At 65.5% G+C, this 21,309-nt stretch carries 3 protein-coding genes; all 3 read right to left on the reverse strand.

Going from position 1 to position 21,309, the window contains the following annotated elements; genetic code table 11:
* Nucleotides 1-45: 45 nt before the first annotated feature.
* Genes HBO11_RS24790 through HBO11_RS24800 form a run of 3 tightly spaced genes read right to left on the reverse strand, consistent with a single transcriptional unit; the run spans nt 46 to nt 21,240 of the window.
* Nucleotides 46-3,216, reverse strand: a complete 3,171-nt coding sequence (locus HBO11_RS24790; RefSeq protein ID WP_169954775.1) for an amino acid adenylation domain-containing protein — start codon at nt 3,214-3,216, stop codon at nt 46-48.
* On the reverse strand, nt 3,213-8,951 hold the full coding sequence (locus tag HBO11_RS24795; RefSeq protein WP_262381113.1) for a non-ribosomal peptide synthetase: 5,739 nt from the start codon (nt 8,949-8,951) through the stop codon (nt 3,213-3,215). Before HBO11_RS24795 ends, HBO11_RS24790 begins: the two co-directional genes overlap by 4 nt.
* Nucleotides 8,944-21,240 carry a non-ribosomal peptide synthase/polyketide synthase gene (locus tag HBO11_RS24800; protein WP_169954777.1) on the reverse strand — a complete coding sequence of 4,099 codons (12,297 nt, stop codon included), beginning with the start codon at nt 21,238-21,240 and terminating at the stop codon, nt 8,944-8,946. Before HBO11_RS24800 ends, HBO11_RS24795 begins: the two co-directional genes overlap by 8 nt.
* Nucleotides 21,241-21,309: the final 69 nt, after the last annotated feature.

Here is a 21,309-nt window from a genome sequence, read left to right on the forward strand (position 1 = left end):
ATAAAACGTGCGGGCGCTGACTGACCGCCAGCGCCCGCAACCGTCTCAGCTCTGCACTGCCGCCTGTTGGCGCGCCTTCTCCAGCAACGCGGCCTTCTCCTCTGGGCTCAATGCATCCAGGCGCAAACGTGCCTGGGCCAGTTTCTCCAGTTGGCCAGGGCTGTCTTCCTGGGCGCGCAGGGCCTGGGCCAGCTCGCCGGGGCTTGGGTGGTCGAACACGATGCCGGGATGGACTTCGCAGTGCAGCAGTTTGCGAATCCCCGCCACCAGCTTGATCACCAGCAGCGAATGGCCACCGGCGGCAAAAAAGTCGCGGTCGCGGCCCAGGCGGTCACGACCCAGCAACTGGGCCATGCGGCTGGCCAGCAAGGCTTCGAGGGCGTCCTGGGGTTCGGCGAAGTTGTCGTCTTCATCGATGGGCTCCAGGCGCTGCAAGGCCTGGCGATCGACTTTGCCATTGCCCAGGCGGGGCATGTGCTGCACCACTTGGTACTGACGCGGCACCATCACCGCCGGCAAGTGCTCGGCCATGTGCTGCTTGAGGGTTTGCAGCCAGTGCGCTGGCGCGTCCTGCCTCGGCAGTACAAAGGCTACCGGCTCATCCTGCGCCAGCAGCACCACGGCTTCACTCACTCCTGGGGCACGCAGCAGGTGTTGTTCGATCTCTGCCAGTTCGATACGGAACCCGCGCACCTTCACCTGGTGGTCGCGCCGGCCATACAGGGCGATGCCGCCTTGGGCCAGGTAACGGGCCAGGTCGCCGCTACGGTACAGGCGCTCGCCAGGGACGAACGGACTGCTGATAAACGCGGCATCGGTCTGCACCGGGTCATTCAGGTAGCCTCGGCACAATTGCTGGCCGCCGATATACAGCTCACCCAGTTCACCGCTGGCCACCAGTTGCTGGTCCTCGTTGAGGATGTACAACTGGTTGTTTGGCAGCACCCGAGTCAGGGCAATCGCCATCTGCTGCAAGTCGTCCGGGCTGATCCCATGCACGGCGACGCCGACGGTGGTTTCGGTGGGGCCGTAGTGATTGAACAGGCGGCAATCGGCGCGCAGGTTGAAGATGCGCGCCACCAACCCCTGGCCGATGGCCTCGCCGCCGAGGATCAGGGTCGCCGGTACTGTCGGCTGCGGTGCTTCGAGCAAGGCCGCAAGATGGGACGGGACGATTTTCAGACAGTCGATGCCCTGGGTCTGGATAAACGCTGCAAACGCCTGCGGATCCTGCATCGTGGCTTCATCAGCGATATGCAAGGTGGCGCCGTTGTACAACGCACCAAACAGGCTGGTATTGCCCAGGTCGGCGGCGACGGTTGAGCCCTGAGCGAAGTGCCGGCAGGCGGCCAGGTCCAGCTCACCGCTGACACCCGCGACATAGTTGAGCAATTGCCGATGCTCAACCACCACGCCCTTGGGTACACCGGTGGTGCCGGAGGTAAACAGCACATAGGCCGCGTCCTGGCCTTGCAGGTTCGCGCTCGGCCCTTCCGGCAACGGCTGCTGCACCGGTTGATCGAGATCCAGCACCGCACAGCCCAATCCATCCGGCGCCGCGCCCTGGGTGACCAGCAGTTGCGCGCCGGCCTGCGCCACCAGTTGGGCCTGGCGGGCCGCGGGCCAGCTGGGGTCCAGCGGCAGGTAGGCGGCCCCTGTGCGCCAGGTGGCAAGAATGGTCAGCACCTGGGCCACGCCGCGCGGCAACGCCAGGGCGACGATACCGCCCGCAGTAACGCCGTGCTGGCGCAGACGGCCGGCCAGTTGGCGCACACCGGCGTCCAGCCCGGCATAGCTCAACGATTGCCCACCCGCCACCAACGCCAGCGCATCCGGGGTGATTTCGGCCCAATTGAGAATATGCTCGGGCAACAGCACCCGCTCTTCCAGCACTTGGGTCGCAGGATTGAATGCCAGCAAGCGTTGGCGCTCCGCTTCTCCCAACAGGCTCAAGGTAGCGATGGCCGCGTCCGGCTGCTCCAGCACACTGGCCAGCAGCACTTGATACTGCGCCAGCAGCGTGTGCATCGATGCCTGGCTGTACACGGCGGCGGCATAGTCCAGCGACAGCCCGGTAACCGCGCCGCCCTCCTCCACATCGACATTCAGCGCCAGTTCAAACAGCGGCCGCAGATCAGCACTGTAGGCGCCACTCCAAGTGCATGCCCCCACTGCGCGCGCTGCCGGCTGGCGGCGCACGCCAAAGCCATGGGTCAGCGGCAGGCCAGCGTCGAGCGGCGCATATTCCTGCCAGGTGCCATGGCTGTCCAGCACCCCCGCCAACTGCGCCAGGACGCTGCTGAACGAGGCCGTCGGCGCCAGGTCGAGGTGCAGCGCCAGGGTTCTTTGCAACAGGCCCACGGTCGGCGCGAAGAACTCATAGTCCGCGCGCGCGTCATGCCGCAGGCCTGCGACAAACCCTTCGCGCCCGCTGATCCGCGCCAGCAGCACCCACCAGGCGGCTTGCAAGAGCGTGGTCACCTGGGTGCCGTGCTGGGTCGCCAACTGGCCCAGGCGCGCCAACACGCGCGGGTCAAGGTCGGTACTCAGGGACTGCCCAACGGCCTTGCCCTGCACGGTATTGGCGTAGCGGCCCGGCAAGTCCGGCGCCAGCGCGCCAGCGCCCGCCAGGTAGGTTTGCCAATAGGCCTTGGCGGTATCCGCGTCTTCGTCAAGCACCACTTCTGCGTGCCATTCCAGGTACTGGGCAAACTGCCCCAGTTCCTCGTCCACGCTGCAACTGCCCTGCTCATAGGCTGTGCACAGGTCTTGATAGAGAATTTCCAGGCTGGCCTGGTCGCCGATAAAACCCGCCAGGCCCAGGGTCAGTTGCCAGTGCTGCGTGTCGATACGCTGCAACAGGCCCTCAAAAAACACTCCGGACGCCAAGCTCACCGGGCGCTGACACCACAGCGCCAGGACCTGCGCGGTGTTACTGGACTCATCCACCGCCAGTGCCCCATTCGCCGCCCCGGCATCAAAGAACTGCCGCAGGCCACGGTAACCGGGCGCGGTCGCCAAACGCGCCGCGAGCGCTGTGTGACGCTGGCGCAATCCACTAAACGCCGCTTGCAGCCGTGGCACATCGAGCGCGCCGCTGATCTGGATAGACAGCAGGTGCGCAATGTCGCCCCAGCTCGCGCCGCCCTGGGCGTCCAGCACCCGCTGCTGCTGTTCGGCGAGCAGCGCCAGGCCTGCATCGTTAAGCGTACTCATGCGTCAGTCCCTTCAGTTTGCATACGTGTGGAGGGCACTACCGTTTCCAGGTCGCGCCGTTCGATCATTTCGCCCATGGCCACGACGATTTTGCGTGGGCCTTCAAAGGGGTCGCGGGCGTGGGCGGCGAGCATGTTGTCCAGCAGGATCACATCGCCCTTGCGCCAGTCAAAGCGCACCGCACAGGCCTCGTAGAGTTCGCCCAGTTGCTGCATCACCGCGTCTTCAATCGGGCTGCCGTCGCCGTAGTACACGTGGCGCGGCATCCGCTCGGGGCCGAACAGGCCCAGCAAGTCGTCGCGCACATCGGGGTCCAGGCAGTAGATATGGTGCAGTTGCACCTGGTTGAAGAAGGTTTTCTCGCCGGTGCCCGGGTGGGTGATGATCGCCGGGCACGGGGTGCGGATCTGCAGTTCGTCGTTGTCCAGCCAGGTCCACTGGATGCCAGCCAGCGCGCAACGCTGCTCGACCTGGGCGCGGTCTTCGGTCTTGAAAAAATGCTGCCAGGACACGTCGAGCTTGTCGGCGAAGGTGCGCACATACAGCAGGCCCTTGCTTTCGAAGGTATCGCGCAACGCTTGCGGCAAACGCAGGTACATCTGCCGGCAATCGACCACCGGCGTGGCCCCGCCCACGGGCGACGGTTGCTCACAGAAAAACAGCTGCTTGCGCGGCCAACGATCCTGGTGCGAGCTCTCGTTATGGAACAGGATCATTTTCTTTTCCGGGTAAGGCGTGGAGCGATAGGTGTTCTTGCCGCCCTCTTTCTTCGGCAAGTCGCCGTACTGGCCGTACAGGCCCGGCTGGACGGCTTCGGCAAAGGCCTCGAAGTCGTGGATGTCACGCATGGCGAAGCCTCGGAACAGGATCCCCGCATGCCGCGCGAGTTTCTCTTCGACCAGGGCGCGATTGGCCTGGACCCAGGTCACCAGGTCGAGCCCCGGGTCGTTGGGTTCCATCAGCAACGGGAACACCTGGTCGGCGTTCAACAGCGATTCACGCATCGCCGGCAGCGGGGCCCTGGCCACCGGGCTAGATGGTTTCTTGAGGAACTTGCCCAGCTTGTCGGCCTTCGGGCTGGCAGGTGCGGCAGGAGCAACAGCGGTATTCGACGGCATGATGATGTCCCCTAATCGGATGTCTGGATCCATGACAATCTGTTGAAGAATTCCCATCCAGGCGCTCACAAGTTCGGTGATGCGCTCTTGTTTGAATAAGTCATTGGCGTACTGCCAGGTGCCCTGCCACTGGCCGTGGTCTTCGTCGATAAACAGCGCCATATCGAACTTGGAATAACCGCCCAGGCTGGGCACCATTTCCACCGCAATGTCCGCCAGGCCCGCGCTGTGCACCGGCAGGTTGTTCATCACGAACAGCACTTGCACCAAGGGGTTGAAACCCTTGTGGCGCGGCACGTTGCTGGCTTCGGCGATCATGTCCAGGGGCAGGTCCTGGTGTTCGAAGGCACTCAGGGAGGTTTCCCGGGCCGCGGCGAGGAAATCGCTGAAGCGCGCCCGGGCGTCGAAGCGCGAGCGCAGGGGCAGGATGTTGACGAAGAAACCAATCAGGCCTTCCAGCTCAGCATGCTGACGCCCCGCCACATCGGCGCCCACCAGCACGTCGTCGCTGGCGCCCAGGCGATGCAGCAACACCTGGAATGCGGCCAACAACGTGGTGTAAGGCGTGACACCCTGGCGTGCGGACAGGCTTTTCAGTGCCTCGCCCAACGCCGGCGGCACGCTGAATGACTCGCTGGAGCCCTCGAAGGACGGCATCGGCGGCCGCGCAAAGTCTGTCGGTAGCAGCAGGTGCCCAGGGTGACCGGCCAGGGCGTCCTTCCAGTAGCCGGCCTGTTGCTGCAACACCCCGGCCTGTTCCAACTCCAACTGCCATTGGGCGTAGTCACTGTATTGCACCGCCAGCGGCGGCAGATCGATGCCACGCCCCTGCTTGAGCGCAGCGTAGTGCTGCACCAGTTCACCCACCAGCACCGCCATCGACCAGCCATCGGAGATGATGTGGTGCATCGAATACAGCAGCACATGTTCATGGGCGCCCAGGCGCAGGATCTGCCCACGGAACAACGGCGCCTGCGCCAGGTTGATCGGGCGCCGGGTATTGTCCAGTGTGGCCTGGGCGACCTGGGCTTCCTGTTCGATACGGTCCAGGTGCGACAGGTCGACCACGGCGAAGTCCACATTCACTTCAGGCGCGATCACCGCCAGTGGATCGCCGTCATCGTCGGCGACATAGGCGGTACGCAGCACCTCATGGCGTTGCACCACGCACTTGAGGCTTGCGATCAACAACGCCAGCGAGACTTCGCCACGCAAGCGCAACGCCAAGGGCATGCCATACGCGCCGTTGCCGGCCGAGAACTGCTCGGCCACCCACAAGCGCCGCTGGGCCAGGGACAGGGGCGCAGTGCTGCGCGGGCCATGGGCGTGCAAGGCGATTTGCGCCGGCTGCACAACCGAGCGGCTTGCCAGCAATGCGGCAAAATCTTCCAGCACCGGAGCGTTGAACAGGTCACGCAAGCCTGGGTTGCTGGCCAGGGTTTGCTTGAGTCGCGCGATCACTTGGGTGGCCAGCAGCGAGTGCCCGCCGAGCTCGAAGAAGTTGTCGCTCACCCCCACTTGCGCCAGGCCCAGCACCTGCTGCCAGACCTCGGCGATCTGCTGCTCCAGGGCGTTGCGCGGCGCGATGTAGTGTTGCAGCAGGGCGCTGGCATCCGGTGCGGGCAACACCTTGCGGTCGAGTTTGCCGTTGGGAGTCAGCGGCAGGCTGTCGAGGAAGACCCAATGGCTGGGCACCATGTACTCCGGCAGGTCGCCCTTGAGCTGACGCTTGCACGCCTCACGCAGCGCCTGCTCATCGCTGACCGCTTGCACGGCAACCACGTACGCCACCAACTGCGGATGGCCAGCGACGTCCCGCACCACCACGGCGGCTTCGCGCACTGGCGGTTGCTCCAACAGCCGCGCTTCGATTTCCCCCAGTTCGATCCGCAACCCACGGATTTTCACCTGATGGTCCACGCGGCCGATGTACTCGATCACCCCGTCCGCGCGGTAGCGCGCCAGGTCGCCGGTGCGATACAGGCGCGCGCCGGGCGCACCAAATGGGTCAGGCAAGAAGCGCTCGGCGGTAAGTGCCGGCCGCTGGAAATAACCTCGCGCCAGGCCGTCGCCGCCAATCAACAATTCGCCGGCGACCCCGACCGGCACCGGCGCCAGGTTATCGTCGAGGATATACAGGCTGGTATTGGCAATCGGCCCGCCGAGCCAAGGCTGTGGCTGGGTCGGCGTGAGTGGGTACTGCGCCGACCAGATGGTGGTTTCGGTCGGCCCGTAGAGGTTCCACACCTGGGGCGAGAGCGCCAAAAGTCGGGTCGCCAGCTCCAGGGGCAGCGCCTCACCGCCGCACAATAGTTTGCAGCCCTTGAGGGCGTCGGCCTGGGGGTGATCGAGCAGCATGCGCCACGTGGAAGGCGTGGCCTGCAACACGCTGATGCGCTGCTGCTTGACCAGGGCCAGCAAGGCTTGCGGGTCGAGGTTGATGTCCTGCCCGGTCAGCACCAGGGTCGCGCCGACCAGCAGTGGCCCGTAGATTTCCAGGCCGAAAATATCGAACGAGAAGGTGGTCAGCGACAGCAACCGGTCCTGGGCGTGCAACCCCGGCTGGCGGGCCATGCTGCACACAAAGTTGGTCAGCGCACCATGGCGCACCATCACGCCTTTGGGCTTGCCGGTGGAGCCGGAGGTGTAGATCACGTAGGCCAGGTGTTCGGCGCTGCTGCGCGGCAGTGGGTTTTCGCAGCTGTAGCCATCGAGCCACGCACCCGGCTGGTCCAGGACCAGCGCACTAACCCCGGCCGGGATCGGCAAGCGCGCGAGCAACGGTGCCTGGGTCAGCAGCAGGGCCAGGCCGCTGTCTTGCATCATGTAGGCCAGGCGATCCTCGGGATACGCCGGATCCAGCGGGATGTAGGCGCCACCAGCCTTGAGAATCGCCAATAGCCCGACCACCAGGTCGACGCTGCGCTGCACCGCGATGCCCACCAGCACATCCGGGCCCACGCCGGCTTCGATCAAACGATGGGCCAGGCGGTTGGCCTGCTGGTTGAGCTGGGCAAAGGTCAACGACTGTGTATCAAACACCAACGCCACAGCGTCCGGAGTACGGGCGGCCTGGGCCTCGATCAACTGGTGGATGGCGCTGTGGCGAGGGTAGTCGGCGGTGCTGCTGTTCCAGCTTTGCAGCGCCAGGCGTTGTTCGGCGGCGGTAAGCATCGGTAGTTGGCCAATGCGCTGGCGGGGGTCATCGAGCATGCCCTGCAACAAGGCCTGCCAGTGCCGCGCCAGGCGCTCGACAGTCGAGGCGTCAAAGATGTCGGTGGCATAGGTGAGCGCCGCCGACAGGCCATCGGGCCCGTCGAAGGTATTGAGGGTCAGGTCAAACGGCGCACTGCGGTTTTCCGAGTCGACCGGGGTGCACAGCAACCCGCCCAGGGGCTGGCCATCGGCAAACCGGCCAGCTTCCATCTGGTGGTTGAACATGACCTGGAACAACGGCGTGTGCAGGCTGTTGCGCTCGGGTTGCAGCGCCTCCACCAACTGCTCGAACGGCAGGTCCTGCCAGGTCTGGGCCTCGTGGGCGGCGGCCTTGACGGTCTGCACAAAGTCCGCAAACGGCTGCTGGCTGTCGAGCGTGGCCTGCATCACCTGGGTGTTGACGAAAAAGCCGATGACCCGCTCCGTCTCGGCGCGGTTGCGGTTGGCGGTGGGCACGCCGACGCGGATATCCGACTGGCCGCTGTAACGGTGCAACAGCACCTGGAACGACGCCAACAGCAACATGAACGGGCTCACCCCTTGCTGCTGCGCCAGGCCCTTGAGGCCATCGCTCAGGGCGCGGTCCAACGCCAGCGGCAGCGTCGCACCCTGCTGGTCCGGCGGCCCCAGGCGCGGGCGATCCACCGGCAGCTCAAGCAGGACGTGCTCTGTACCCAGTTTGCCACGCCAGTAATCCAGCTGCCGGCGCCCTTCCCCGGCCTCCAGCCATTGCCGCTGCCAGGCGGCATAGTCGGCGTACTGGATGACCGGCGCCGGCAACGCGCATGGCGTGCCCGTGACCTGGGCGATGTACAGCGCCAGTAGCTCATCGATCATGATCTGCATCGACCAGCCATCGGTGATGATGTGGTGCAACGTCAGCACCAGCACATGCTCATCGTCCGCCAGGCGCAACATTGCGGCACGCAATAACAGATCGTGTTCCAGATCGAACGGCTGGCTGCTCTGCACCTGGACAAACGCCTTGATGACAGACTCGGGGTCGCCCGCCGCAGCGTCCTGTACCGCAAGTTCCAGCGCGTCAATCGGCCGAATGATGCACCGCACCCGCTCATCCTCCTGCACAAACCCGGCGCGCAGCCCTTCATGACGCGCCAGCACCTGCGACAAGCTGCATTGCAGCGCCTCGACATCCAGCTCGCCCTTCAAACGCAGGGCCGCGCAGATGTTGTAGGCACTGCCCAGGGGGTCGAACTGCCAGAGGAACCATTGCCGCTGCTGGGCATACGACAGGGCCTGGGGCCCGGTCTCGCTGGCCGGCACAATCGGGAAACGCGCGACATTGACCCCCTGTTGTTCCAGCTTGCTGAACAGTTGCGCGCGCTTGGGGGCGCTCAAGTCCTTGATGCGCGCCACCAGTTCCGCAGTTTTGTTAAGCATTGCTTTCCTCCAGGTTTTCCTGCTCCAGCTCATCGAGGGCATCGAAGATCAGGTCAAAGTCATCGGCCAGGCCATCGCCCTGGGCCGCGTCGGCCAGGGTTTTGGCCAACGCCCCAAGGCTGTCCTGGGCATAAAAGTCCTTCACCGCCACGTCCACCCCAAGCACCGCGCGCACGCGAGACAGCATCACCACCACCTGCAGGGAGTGCCCGCCCAGGTCGAAGAAGTTGTCGCCAAGCCCGATACGCTCGACCTTGAGCACTTGCTGCCAGATTTCGGCCAGTTGCTGCTCGAGCGGCGAGGCCGGTGCCACATAGGCCCGTTGCATCTGGCTGACGTCCGGCGCCGGCAGGGCCTTGCGGTCCAGCTTGCCGTTGGGGGTCAGGGGCATCTGCGTGACAAACACCAGGTGCGCCGGGACCATGTAGTCGGCCAGGTGCTGCTTGAGGCCGGCCTTGATCGACTCGCGCAACGCCGCGTGCCGTTCGGGGCTATCGCTAGGTTCGGCGAGTACCACATAGCCCACCAGTTGTGGCCCGCTGGGTCCGTCCAGGGCCAGCACCGCCGCTTCCCGCACAGCGTCCTGGGACTGGATGCGCGCCTCGATTTCCCCCAGTTCGATGCGAAAGCCACGGATTTTCACCTGGTGGTCCAGGCGCCCGAGGTATTCGATCACCCCTTCGGCGCGGTAGCGCGCCAGGTCGCCGGTGCGGTACAGGCGCTGGCCGGGCGCACCGAATGGGTCGGGCAAGAAGCGCTCGGCAGTCAGGCCTGGACGCAGGAAGTAGCCACGCGCCAGGCCATCGCCGCCGATCAACAACTCGCCGGGCACGCCGACCGGGGCCAACGCACCGTCCTGGCTGAGGATGTACAACGCGGTGTTATCGATTGGCCGCCCCAACCATGGCTGGCCGTCGAGGCGGTGGGCAGCCGACCAGATGGTGGTCTCGGTCGGGCCATAGAGGTTCCACACCGCGCCGCCGAGGGCGAGCATGCGTGCCGCCAGTTCGTCGGCCAGGGCTTCGCCACCGCAGAGCAAGGTACAACCCTGCAACGCCGCCACCTGCGGGCTGTCGAGCAACATGCGCCAGGTCGAGGGGGTGGCTTGCAGGGTGTTGACGCGCTGGCTCGCGACGGTGCTGAGGATCGCGTCCGGGTCGAGGGTGGTGTCTTTGTCCACCAGCACCGCACAGGCGCCGACGGTCAGCGGCAGGTAGATCTCCAGGCCGAAGATATCGAACGAGAACGTGGTCAGCGAGAGGATCCGTTCACCCGCCGCAAGCCCCGGCTCGCGGGCCATGCTCGCAATGAAATTGCCGAGGGCGCCATGGGGCACCATCACGCCTTTGGGCTTGCCGGTGGAACCGGAGGTGTAGATCGCATAGGCCAGGTTGTCCGGCCCGGCCGACGCCGGTGGGTTGTGGCTCGGGTAACCGGCGAACCAGCCCGCCTCGCCCTCCAGCACCAGCGCCTGCACGCCGCCCGGAATCGGTAGCGAACCAAGCAGCGGCGCCTGGGTAATCAATAACCTCAGGCCGCTGTCTTGCATCATGTACGCCAGGCGATCGGCCGGGTAAGCCGGGTCCAGCGGCACATAGGCGCCACCGGCCTTGAGGATCGCCAGCAGGCTGATGATCATCGGCAAGCCGCGCTCCACCGCAATCCCCACCAGACGATCCGGCCCGACACCTTCGGCCAGCAACCGATGCGCCAGTTGGTTGGCCTGCTGATTTAGCTCGGCATAGGTCAGCGATTGTTGGCCAAACACCAGCGCGACGGCCTCGGGGGCCCGCTTGGCCTGGGCTTCGAACAATTGATGAATGCACTGCTCGCGCGGGTAATCGACCGCCGGTGGATTCCATTGCGCAACCACCTGTCGTTGACGGGCCGCACCTTGCATCGACAAGTCACCCAGCGCCAGTTCGGGCTGATCGAGCATGCCCAACAGCAGGCGACTGAAATGCTCGCTGAGTTCATCGATGGTGCCCACGCTGAAATGGGCGTGGATGAAGCGCACATGCACGGTCAGGGTTTCCCCCAGGCTGACCAGCAGGCTCAACGGATAGTTGGTCTGCTCGACACTGCGCACCTCACCGAACACCAGCCCCTGGGGTGCGCCACGCTTGAGGGTTGCGGCCACCGGGTAGTTTTCAAATACCAGCAGGCTGTCGAACAGCGCGTCACCACTGTGCCCGGCCCAGCGTTGGATATCGAACAACGGCGTGTGCTCATGCTCGCGCAGGGCCAGGTTTTGCTCCTGTACGGCGTGCAGCCATTGGCTGACCGTTTGCTCGGCACGCGGGCTGGCAATCACCGGCAAAGTGTTGATGAACAGGCCAACCTGCTGCTCGATACCCGCCAGGTCAGCCGGGCGACCGGCGACCGTGGCGCCAAAGGCTACACTGTCCTGCCCGGTATAACGCTGCAACAGCAACAGCCACGCGGCCTGCACCAGGGTGTTGGGGGTGACTTTCTGCTGGCGGGCAAACTCGCCCAGGCGGCGGGTTTGCGTCACATCCAGCGTCAGGTAATGATCGCCATGACCACCGGCCAGCGCCTGCGCCGGGTCGCTGACCGCCTGGGCCAGCAGAGTCGGCTCTTCCAGTGCCGCCAGGTTGGCGCGCCAGAACTGTTGGCCAGCCTGCTGATCCTGGCGTTGCAGCCAGGCGATGTAATCGCGATAGCGCCCCACCGACGGCGTCGGCACCTGGCCGTCATAGCGTTGCAGCACCTCGCCCAACAGCTGGGAGTTGCTCCAGCCATCCATCAGGATGTGGTGGTGGGTGTACAACAATTCGCAACGACGCGCGTCCAGGCGCACCAGCACCAGGCGCAACAACCCGGGCTGGTTCAGGTCAAAACCCTGGGCCAGCTCGGCGGCGGCCAGCGCTTGCAGCGCCTGTGGCTGGTCGCTGCGTTCACGCCAGTCGAGCACGCTGAACGGTACTTCAAGCTGCTTGTGCACCACCTGCACCGGTTGCGGCAAACCACCCTGCCAGGCAAAGGCGGTGCGCAGGATAGGATGAGCATCGACCACCGCCTGCCACGCCGCCCGGAAGCGTTCGGGATCGAGGCCGTCGATGCTGACCTGCATCTGGTTGACATACTCGCCGCCGCCTTGCTCCAGCAGACTATGGAACAACATGCCCTGCTGCATGGCCGACAGCGGATAAATATCCTCGATGGCTTCGCAGGCGTCGGCCAGGGTATCCACTTGCACCTGGGTCAACGCCGCCAGCGGGAAGTCCGACGGGGTCACGCCGTGATGGCCGGCGCTCGTGCAGTGTTCAATCAGCGCCTTGAGCTCCAAGGCCAGGGCGTCGGCCAGGGGCTGGATGGTGGCGGCGTCGAACATCTGCTGGCTGAAGGTCCAGCCCAGGCACAACTCACCGTCGAACACCTGCCCGTTAAGGGTCAGCCAGTTGCCCAGCGGCGCGTCCGGGTGCTGCTCAAGCCCGGCACGTTCGCCACTGGGTACGAACAGTGCGCTGTGCTCGCCTTCAAGGCTACTGTCGAACTGGCCCAGGTAGTTGAAGGTGATACGCGGCACCGGCAGTGCCGCCAGGGTGTGCCGCACCGATGCGTCGCCCAGGTAACGCAAGGCGCCAAAACCCACGCCCCGATTGGGGATGGCGCGCAGTTGCTCCTTGACCTGCTTGATCGAATCGTCCAGCGCCTCGGCGGGTACCAGGCGTACCGGGAACAGGCTGGTGAACCAACCCACGGTGCGGGTCAGGTCCAGGTGGTCGAACAGCTCTTCACGGCCATGGCCTTCGAGCTGGATCAACACTTCACGGCGCCCGGTCCAGCGCGTGATGACCCGCGCCAATGCCGTCAGCAGCAGGTCATTGACCTGGGTGCGATAGGCCGCTGGTGCGTCCTGCAACAGGCGCCGGGTCAGGTCGGCGTCCAGGCGCGTATCCAGCGTAATGCCGTCGCGGCTGCGCAGGCTGGCGTCCACCCTGGCGCCCGGCAGGTGGTTGTCGGTGCCGTGCAGTGCTTGCCAGAACGCAACCTCGGTGGGTAGCGCGGGACCGCGGGCAAGACCTTGCAGTTGCTCGGCCCAGGTTTTGAACGCGGTGGTCTTGGCCGGCAAGCTCACGGTGGGCTGGCGGTAAGCGTCCTGCAGGTCTTGCAGGAGGACGCGCCAGGACACGCCGTCGACCACCAGGTGATGGATGATCACCAGCAGGCGCTGGCTGCCATCAGCCTTGTCGAACAACACCGCGCGCAGCAGCGGACCTTGTTGCAGGTCCAGGCTGGCCTGGGCCTGGTCGGCCAGCGCCTGAAGCTCGGCGTCGTGATTGACCCGGTGCTGCCAGAGCAGCTCCTGGGTTGACGCCGCGCCGTGGCTGGCGAGCCACTGCGCGCCGTCGTGCTGGAAGTTCAGGCGCAGCGCATCGTGATGGGCGACCAGCACCTGCAAGGCCTGGGCAAGTCGCGCCCCGTCCAGGGGCTGGCGGGGCGTCAACAGTACGGACTGGTTCCAGTGTTGGCGCTGGGGAATATCCTCGTCAAAAAACACCTGCTGCACCGCCAGCAACGGCATGCCACCGACCACCGGGCCCTGGTCGATGCTCGGCAGGCCATCGCCACTGCGGGTGACACTGGCCAGGCCTTGAATGGTCTGCTGCTCGAACAACGCCTTGGCAGTGAAGTGCAGCCCCGCCTGACGGGCTCGGCTGACCACCTGCATCGACAGGATCGAATCACCGCCCAGCTCGAAGAAGTTATCGCCAAGCCCCACCCGCGGCAGGTTCAACACTGCTTGCCAGATAGCCGCCAGTTGCTGCTGCACGGCGGTGACCGGCGCCACATAGTCCTGCTGCAACAGGCTGGCGTCCGGCTTGGGCAGGGCCTTGCGGTCGAGCTTGCCGTTGGGGGTCAGCGGCAAGTGGTCGAGCAGCATCCAGTAGGTCGGCACCATGTAGTCCGGCATGTTCGCCTTGAGACTGGCCTTGAGGCGCTCGCGCAACCCAGGCTCGGCCTGCGCCGGCACGATATAGGCCACCAGTTGCTGCGCGCTCGCGCCCTGATGGGCCAGGACTACCGCGTCACGTACACCGGGCTGTTGCAACAGGCGCGATTCGATTTCGCCGAGTTCGATACGGAAACCACGGATCTTCACCTGGTGGTCGATCCGCCCACAGTAATGCACCACCGCCGCCGCGTCGCGTCGCGCCAGGTCGCCACTGCGGTACACGCGGCTGCCGGCCACAGCGGCGAATGGGTCGGGAATGAAACGCTCGGCAGTCAGTGCCGCACGCTGGTGATAACCCTGGGCCAAGCCCTCGCAAGCGGCGATGCACAACTCACCGACCACGTCATCGGGCAGTGGGTTGGCGTCGCGATCGAGCACATACAGCGCCCGACCCGGCAAGGCACGGCCAATCGGCACACCATTGGCCGCGTCGGCATCCATCAGTTGGCACAGGTGGGTGCTGGACACCACCGTGGCTTCGGTCGGGCCATAGGTGTTGAGCAAGCGCACGCCGCCTAGGCCTGCGGCGTGCCAGAGCTTGAGCCCTTCCACCGACATCGCCTCGCCCCCCACATGCACCTGGCGCAGTTGCCCGCGACTGCGCTGCGGGTCGGCGGCCCAGTCCTGGGCCAGCAGGAACCAGTACGCCGCCGGCAAGTCGGCCAGGGTCACGCCGTGCTCGATGATCTGCTCGTACAGGGTCACGGTGTCCCAGGTGTCGTCACCGCGCAGCACCAGGCAGGCACCTTCGCACAGCGGCGGGAAGCATTGTTCGACAAACCCGTCGAAGCTGAATGTGGCGAATTGCAGCACCCGCTCCTGAGGGGTGAGTTGCGAGTACTCGGCGGCTATCGTGCAGAACTCGCGCAGCGCGCCATGGGCGATGGACACCCCCTTGGGCTGCCCGGTGGAGCCGGAGGTGTAGATCACGTAGGCCAGGTGCTCGGCCAGCGCCAGGTTGGCGAGGTTGGTGCACGGATAGTCGCGCTCCGATCCGTCGAGCAGCAGGCACGGCACGCGTGCATCGGCCAGGGCGTCGTCGAGCACGCCGGGCTGGCGCAGCAGCAGATCCATGGCGCTGTCATCAATCATGTAGGCCAGGCGCTGGGCCGGGTAATCAGGGTCCAACGGCACATAGGCGGCGCCGGCCTTGAGGATCGCCAGCAGGCTGGCAATCATCGCCCCACCGCGACGCACCGCCAGCCCGACGCGCTGGCCGGGCACTACACCCTGCTCGCGCAAGCGATGGGCCAGGCGGTTGGCGCGCTGATTGAGCTCGGCATAGGTCCAGCGCTCGTCACCGCTGATCAAGGCCAGGGCATCCGGGGTCGCCGCAGCGCGGCGCTCGATACGCTGGTGCGCCAGCAACGGGTCGACGGCCGGCTGCACCGCCGCCCGCTCCAGGGCCGGAGCGCGCAGGCTCAGGTTGCCCAGTGCCTGGCCGTGCGCCTCGACAAACTGCTCAAGCAGTTGCAACAGGCTCGCGCCGATAGTGTGTATTTGCTGCGGGCTGAAGGCGGCCCGGGCATAGCTGAAGTCCAGGCTCAGGGTTTCACCCAACTCGATGCCCAGGGTCAGCGGATAGCTGGTCTGCTCGTGGTTGTGCAGCCCGCTGAAGCTCAAGCCGGCCGGTGCACCGGCTTGCAGCGCCTGGGACACCGGGTAGTTTTCGAACACCAGCAAGGTGTCGAACAGTGCGCTGCCCGGCTGCCCGGCCCAGCGCTGGATGTCGTACAGCGGTGTGTGCTCGTGCTCGCGCAGGACCACACTGTGCGCCTGCACCTGTTGCAACCAACTGGCGACGCTCTGGGTGGCCTCCGGGCTGCAAATAATCGGCAACGTATTGATAAACAGACCGACCTGCTGCTCGATCCCCGGCAAATGGGCCGGACGCCCGGCCACCGTGGCGCCAAAGGCCACGCTCGGCTGGCCGCAATACCGTTGCAGCAAAATCGCCCATGCCGCTTGCAGCAGGGTGTTGAAAGTGACCTTATTGTGCCGCGCGAACTCCCCCAGCCGCGCGGTGGTGCTGGCGTCCAGCAGCAGGTGGTGACTGGCCTGACCGCTGCCCCCGCGCGGCGCCGGCAGAGCGGTGGCCAGCAGGGTCGGCGCGGCCAATGCTTGCAGTTGCGCGCTCCAGAATTGCTCGCTGGCCTGAGGGTCCTGGGCCAGCAGCCAGCCCACATAGTCGGCATAGCGCCCGGTGACCGGCGCCGGCACCTGCCCGGCGTAACGTTGCAGGACTTCGCCCAGCAACTGCGCGTTGCTCCAGCCGTCCATCAGGATGTGATGGCTGGTGTAGATCAGTTCATAGCGCTGAGCCGCCAGTGGCACCAACACCAGGCGCAACAACGGCGCCTGGTGCAGATCGAAACCTTGTTCACGCTGTTCAAGGGCCAGTTGGTCAAGGTCGTCGGGGGCGACGTCGAGCACCGTCAGCGGCAGTTGCACCGCACGCTGGATCGCTTGCAACGCCTGCGCCTGGCCTTCCCAGACAAACCGCGCACGCAGTACTTCGTGGCGCTCCAGCACCGCTTGCCAGCATTGGCCAAACCGCTCCACGTCCAGGCCATCGATGGTCAGGCGCAGTTGGTTGATATAGGCGCCAGCCCCGGCATCGTAGGCACTGTGGAACAGCATGCCCTGCTGCATGGGCGACAGCGGATAGAGGTCCTCGATCTGCGTCAGGGGCAAGCCCAGGCCTTCCAGTTGTGCCTGGTCGAGGCTGACCAGCGGGAAGTCCGAAGGCGTGGCCCCGCCCTGCTGCGGGTCGAGACAGTGTGCGATCAGCTCGTGCAAGGTCCGGGCGCAATGATCCACCAGGGCCTGGATGGTCTCGCGACGGTAGACTTCGCCACTGAAACTCCAGTCCAGTTCCAGCTCGCCGGCGTACACCCGCCCTTCCACGCTCAGCCAGTTGGCCAGGGGCGCCTCCGGGCTCTGGGCCTGGCCGCCGCCTTCGCTGGCCGGTACGAACAGCGCATCATCGCCAAACTGCTGGTCGAACTGCCCCAGGTAGTTGAAGGTGATCCGTGGCTGGGCCAGCGCCGCCAGCTCTTGAGCCGCAGCACCGTAGCGCAGCACGCCGTAGCCAATGCCTTTGCGGGGCACCTGGCGCAATTGCTCCTTGATCGCCTTGAGGGTCGCGCCCGCCTCGTTGCCAGGGGTCAGGCGCAGCGGGTAGAGGCTGGTGAACCAGCCGAGGGTGCGGGTCAGGTCGATATCGTCAAACAGCTCTTCGCGACCATGGCCTTCGAGCTGGATCAGCGCCGAGGGGTGGCCGGTCCATTGGCAGATCGTGCGGGCCAGGGCGGCCAGCAGCAGGTCGTTGACCTGGGTGCGGTAGGCCGCTGGCGCCTGTTGCAGCAGTTGCCGGGTGTGTTCACGGTCCAGGCGCAGGCGGATGTGTTCAGCCACCGCCTGGGTCTGCCGGCCGTGGGGATTATCCCGTGGCAAGTCGCTGGCAGCGCCCTGCAACTGCCCGCGCCAGTACGCTAGCTCGGCCAGCAGCGCCGGGCTGCGGCTGTAGTCGTCCAGGCGCGCGGCCCACTGCTGGTAGGCACTGGTCTTGTGCGGCGTGGTCAGCGGTGCGCCGGCCAGGCCCTGGGCGTAGCCGCGCTGCAAGTCTTCCAGCAGCACACGCCAGGACACCCCATCCACCACCAGGTGATGCAGCACCAACAACAGGCGCTGGCTGCCATCGGCCATGTCCACCAGCAAGGCCCGCATCAACGGGCCGTGTTGCAGGTCCAGGCTGGCCTGGGCCAGATCACACTGCTCGCGCAATGCCTCGACGCTGGCGGCCTGGCGCTGCCATAGCTCCACCGTCGTGGATTGCGCATGCGCTTGCTCCCAGCCCTGCCCACCCTCGACGAAACGCAGGCGCAAGGCATCGTGTTGTACCACCAACGCCTGCAACGCAGCGGTCAGTGCGGCGACCTGTATCGGCTGGCGCGGGGTGAGCAGCAGCGATTGGTTCCAGTGCTGGCGGGCGGGAATGTCCTGGGCAAAGAACCATCGCTGCACCGGGGTCAGCAGCACCGGGCCCTGGGCCGGGCCTTGCTCGATGGCCAGCGTCGACACTTCACGGGCGGCGGCGGCCAGGCTGCGCAGGGTCTGGTGGCGGAACAGGTCGCTGGGCGCCAGTTGCAAGCCGGCCTGGCGGGCGCGGCTGACCACCTGGATCGAGACGATGGAGTCGCCGCCCAGCTCGAAAAAGTTGTCATCCAGGCCAATCTGCGGCTGGCCAAGAATGTCCTGCCAGATCCCGGCCAGCAGCAATTGCCGAGGCTCCTGTGGTGCGCTGAAGGCCTGTACCTTGACCTCGCCGGCCCGTGGCAAGGCCTTGCGGTCCAGCTTGCCGTTGGGGGTCACGGGGAATTGCGCCAAGGCCATGGTTACCGTCGGCAGCATGTATTGCGGCAGGGTTTCGGCCAGGTGCGCGCGCAGGGTCTGCTCAAACGCACCCTGGTCTTCAGGCATCGTCGCCGGTACCACATAGGCCACCAGCAAGCGCCCATCCTGGGCAATCACCAGCGCTTCCTTGACCTGTGGGTGGCTGAGCAGACGGGCCTCGATTTCCCCCAGCTCAATGCGCAGGCCACGGATCTTCACCTGATGGTCGATACGCCCGACGTACTCGATCACCCCATCGGCGCGATAGCGGGTCAGGTCGCCGGTACGGTACAGGCGCTCGCCGGTGGTGGAAAAAGGATTGGGCACGTACTTTTCGGCGGTCAAGGCTGCCTTGCCCAGATAGCCACGGGTGATCCCGGCGCCGGCCAGGTGCAGCTCGGCAGCGGCCCCGGTAGGTACGGGCTGCAGGTCGGCGTCGAGGAGGTAGGCCTGGGTGTTGCTCAACGGTCGGCCAATACTCGGCTGGCCCAAGGCTTCGCGTGGCGTCCAGGTGGAATAGGTGGTGTCTTCGGACGGGCCATACAGGTCATAGACCTGCTTGATCGACGGCTGCTGGTAGAGGCGGTCCACCAGGGATTGCTTGAGCGGCTCGCCGGCCAGGTTAATGATGCGCACGCTCTCGGGGATCTGCCCGGCGCGCTGCAAGGCATTGATCGCCGACGGCACGGTGTTGATCAGGCGCACCTGGTCGCGGGCCGGCAGGTCGGGCAGTTCCAGGGCATTGCGCGCGAGGATCAGCGAGCCGCCGTTGGCCAGGGTGACGAAGATTTCCCACACCGACAGGTCAAAACACACTGAGGTCGAGGCCAGCACGCCCTGGATATCTTCGCGGCTGTAGACCTGCTGCGACCAGTGGATCAGCGCCAGTACGTTGCCATGGGCAATCGCCACGCCTTTGGGCTTGCCGGTGGAGCCGGAGGTGTAGATCACGTAGGCCAGATTATTGGGCGCCACGGCGGTGACCGGTGCTGTCAGCGGATAGCCGGCCAGTTGATCCATCAGTAGCACCCGGGCCTGAGTCTGGGGCAAGTCGGCGAGCAAGTCGGCCTCGGTCAGCAGCACCTGGGCGCGACTGTCTTCGAGCATGTAGGCCACGCGGTCGGCGGGGTAATCCGGGTCCAGCGGCACATAGGCGCCGCCGGCCTTGAGCACCCCGAGCAAGGCGACGATCAACGCGTCGGAACGCTGCATGGCCACGCCGACCCGCACTTCAGGGCCTACGCCCAGCTCGATCAGCTGGTGCGCCAGTTGATTGGCCTGGCCGTCCAGCTGGCGATAGCTCAGGGTCTTGGCGCCGTAGGTCAGGGCCAGGGCATCCGGTTGACGCTCGACCTGCTCGGCGATCAGTCGATGGATGCTGCGCTCTTGCGGGTACTCAGAAGCTGTGGCGTTCCAGTCATGGATCTGCTGCTGGTAGTGCGCAGCGTCGAGCATCGGCAGTTCGGCCACGCGCTGCTGCACGTTGTCGACCATGCCAGCGAGCAAGTTGCTCCAGTGGCGGGCCATGCGTTCGATGGTGGCGGGCGTGAACAGGTCGGTGGCGAAGGTCAGTGCGGCCCGCAGGGTGCCGCCCTGCTCCCAGGTGTCGAGGCTCAGGTCGAATTGGGTGGTGCGGCTTTGCCACTCCACCAGGCTCAAGGACAGGCCGGATTCCAGCACCAGCGCCTCAAGATCAGCCACCTGCGGCTGATGGTTGTACAGCACCTGGAACAGCGGCGTGTGGCTCAGGCTGCGCTCCGGCTTGAGGGCTTCGACCAGGCGTTCGAACGGCAGGTCCTGATGGGCCTGGGCGCCGCTGACCACGTCCTTGAGCACCTGCAATAAGTCACTGGCCCGCGCCTGCCCATCGACGTGCGCGGCCATCACTTGAGTGTTTACGAACAGGCCGATCAAACCCTCGGTTTCACCGCGATGCCGGTTGGCAATCGGCACGCCCACCCGCAGGTCGGTCTGGCCGGTGTAGCGAAACAGCAGGATCTTGAATGCAGCCAGCAGCACGGTGAACAACGACACATTCTGCTGGCGCGCCAGCAAGCGCGCGCCCTCAGCCAGCGGCGCCGGCACCGCGAACTCATAGCGTTGGCCCTGATGACTGGCCACGGCTGGGCGCGCAAAGTCCAGGGGCAGCTCCAGTACGGGGTGCTCATCGCCCAACTGCTCGCGCCAGTAATCCAGTTGCCGCGCCTGCTCCCCGGCTTCGAGCCAGCGGCGCTGCCACAGGGCATAGTCGCTGTACTGGATCGGCAGGGCCGGCAGTTGCGGCGCCTGGTTGCGCTCAAAGGCGTCATAGCAGCGGATGAACTCGTCGATCAGCACGTTCATCGACCAGCCGTCCGAGACGATGTGATGCAGGGTCAACAGCAACACATGCTCCTGCTCGGCAAGCTTGAGCAATTGCACGCGCAGCAGTGGGCCCGTGGCCAGGTCAAAGGGCTGCAGCGATTGTGCGGTAGCGGAGGCCATCACGGCCTGTTCGCGCTCGGCCAGTGGCAAGTTGCCAAGGTCCAATGGCTCAATCGCCAGCGCCGGTTTGCAGGGCACTTGCAACAGGCGCTCATCGGCCTGGCGCTGGAACACCGTGCGCAGGGTTTCATGGCGCGCGACCAGGCTGGCAAACGCCTGCTCGATGGCTGACAGGCTCAAACGGCCCTTGAGGCGCACCGCTCCCGGCAGGTTGTAGGCGGCGCTGGCCGGATCCAGTTGCCAGAGAAACCACATGCGCTGCTGGGCGTAGGACAACGCCTGACGGTCCTCGGCCTCGACCTGGGCCGGAATCGGAAAACGCGAAAAATCGATCCCTTCCTTTTGCAGCGCCTGGAGGAACATCTGGCGTTTTTCCAGGGGCAACCCGATAAACCGGCGAGCAAGTTTCAAGGAGTCTTCAGCGTTCATTTCTTGGGATCCGGAGCAATAGGCAGGAAGCACAAAGGCACGTCGTCCCTATAAAACGAATCCAGACAG

Source organism: Pseudomonas sp. WS 5010, assembly GCF_012985565.1.
In the GTDB taxonomy this organism is placed as follows: Bacteria; Pseudomonadota; Gammaproteobacteria; order Pseudomonadales; family Pseudomonadaceae; genus Aquipseudomonas.

Excerpts from the sequence above, each read along its gene's own strand:
- HBO11_RS24795 (WP_262381113.1), bottom strand. The coding sequence starts at position 8,951 with ATGCTTAACAAAACTGCGGAACTGGTGGCGCGCATCAAGGACTTGAGC.
- HBO11_RS24800 (WP_169954777.1), bottom strand. The coding sequence starts at position 21,240 with ATGAACGCTGAAGACTCCTTGAAACTTGCTCGCCGGTTTATCGGGTTG.
- HBO11_RS24790 (WP_169954775.1), bottom strand. The coding sequence starts at position 3,216 with ATGAGTACGCTTAACGATGCAGGCCTGGCGCTGCTCGCCGAACAGCAG.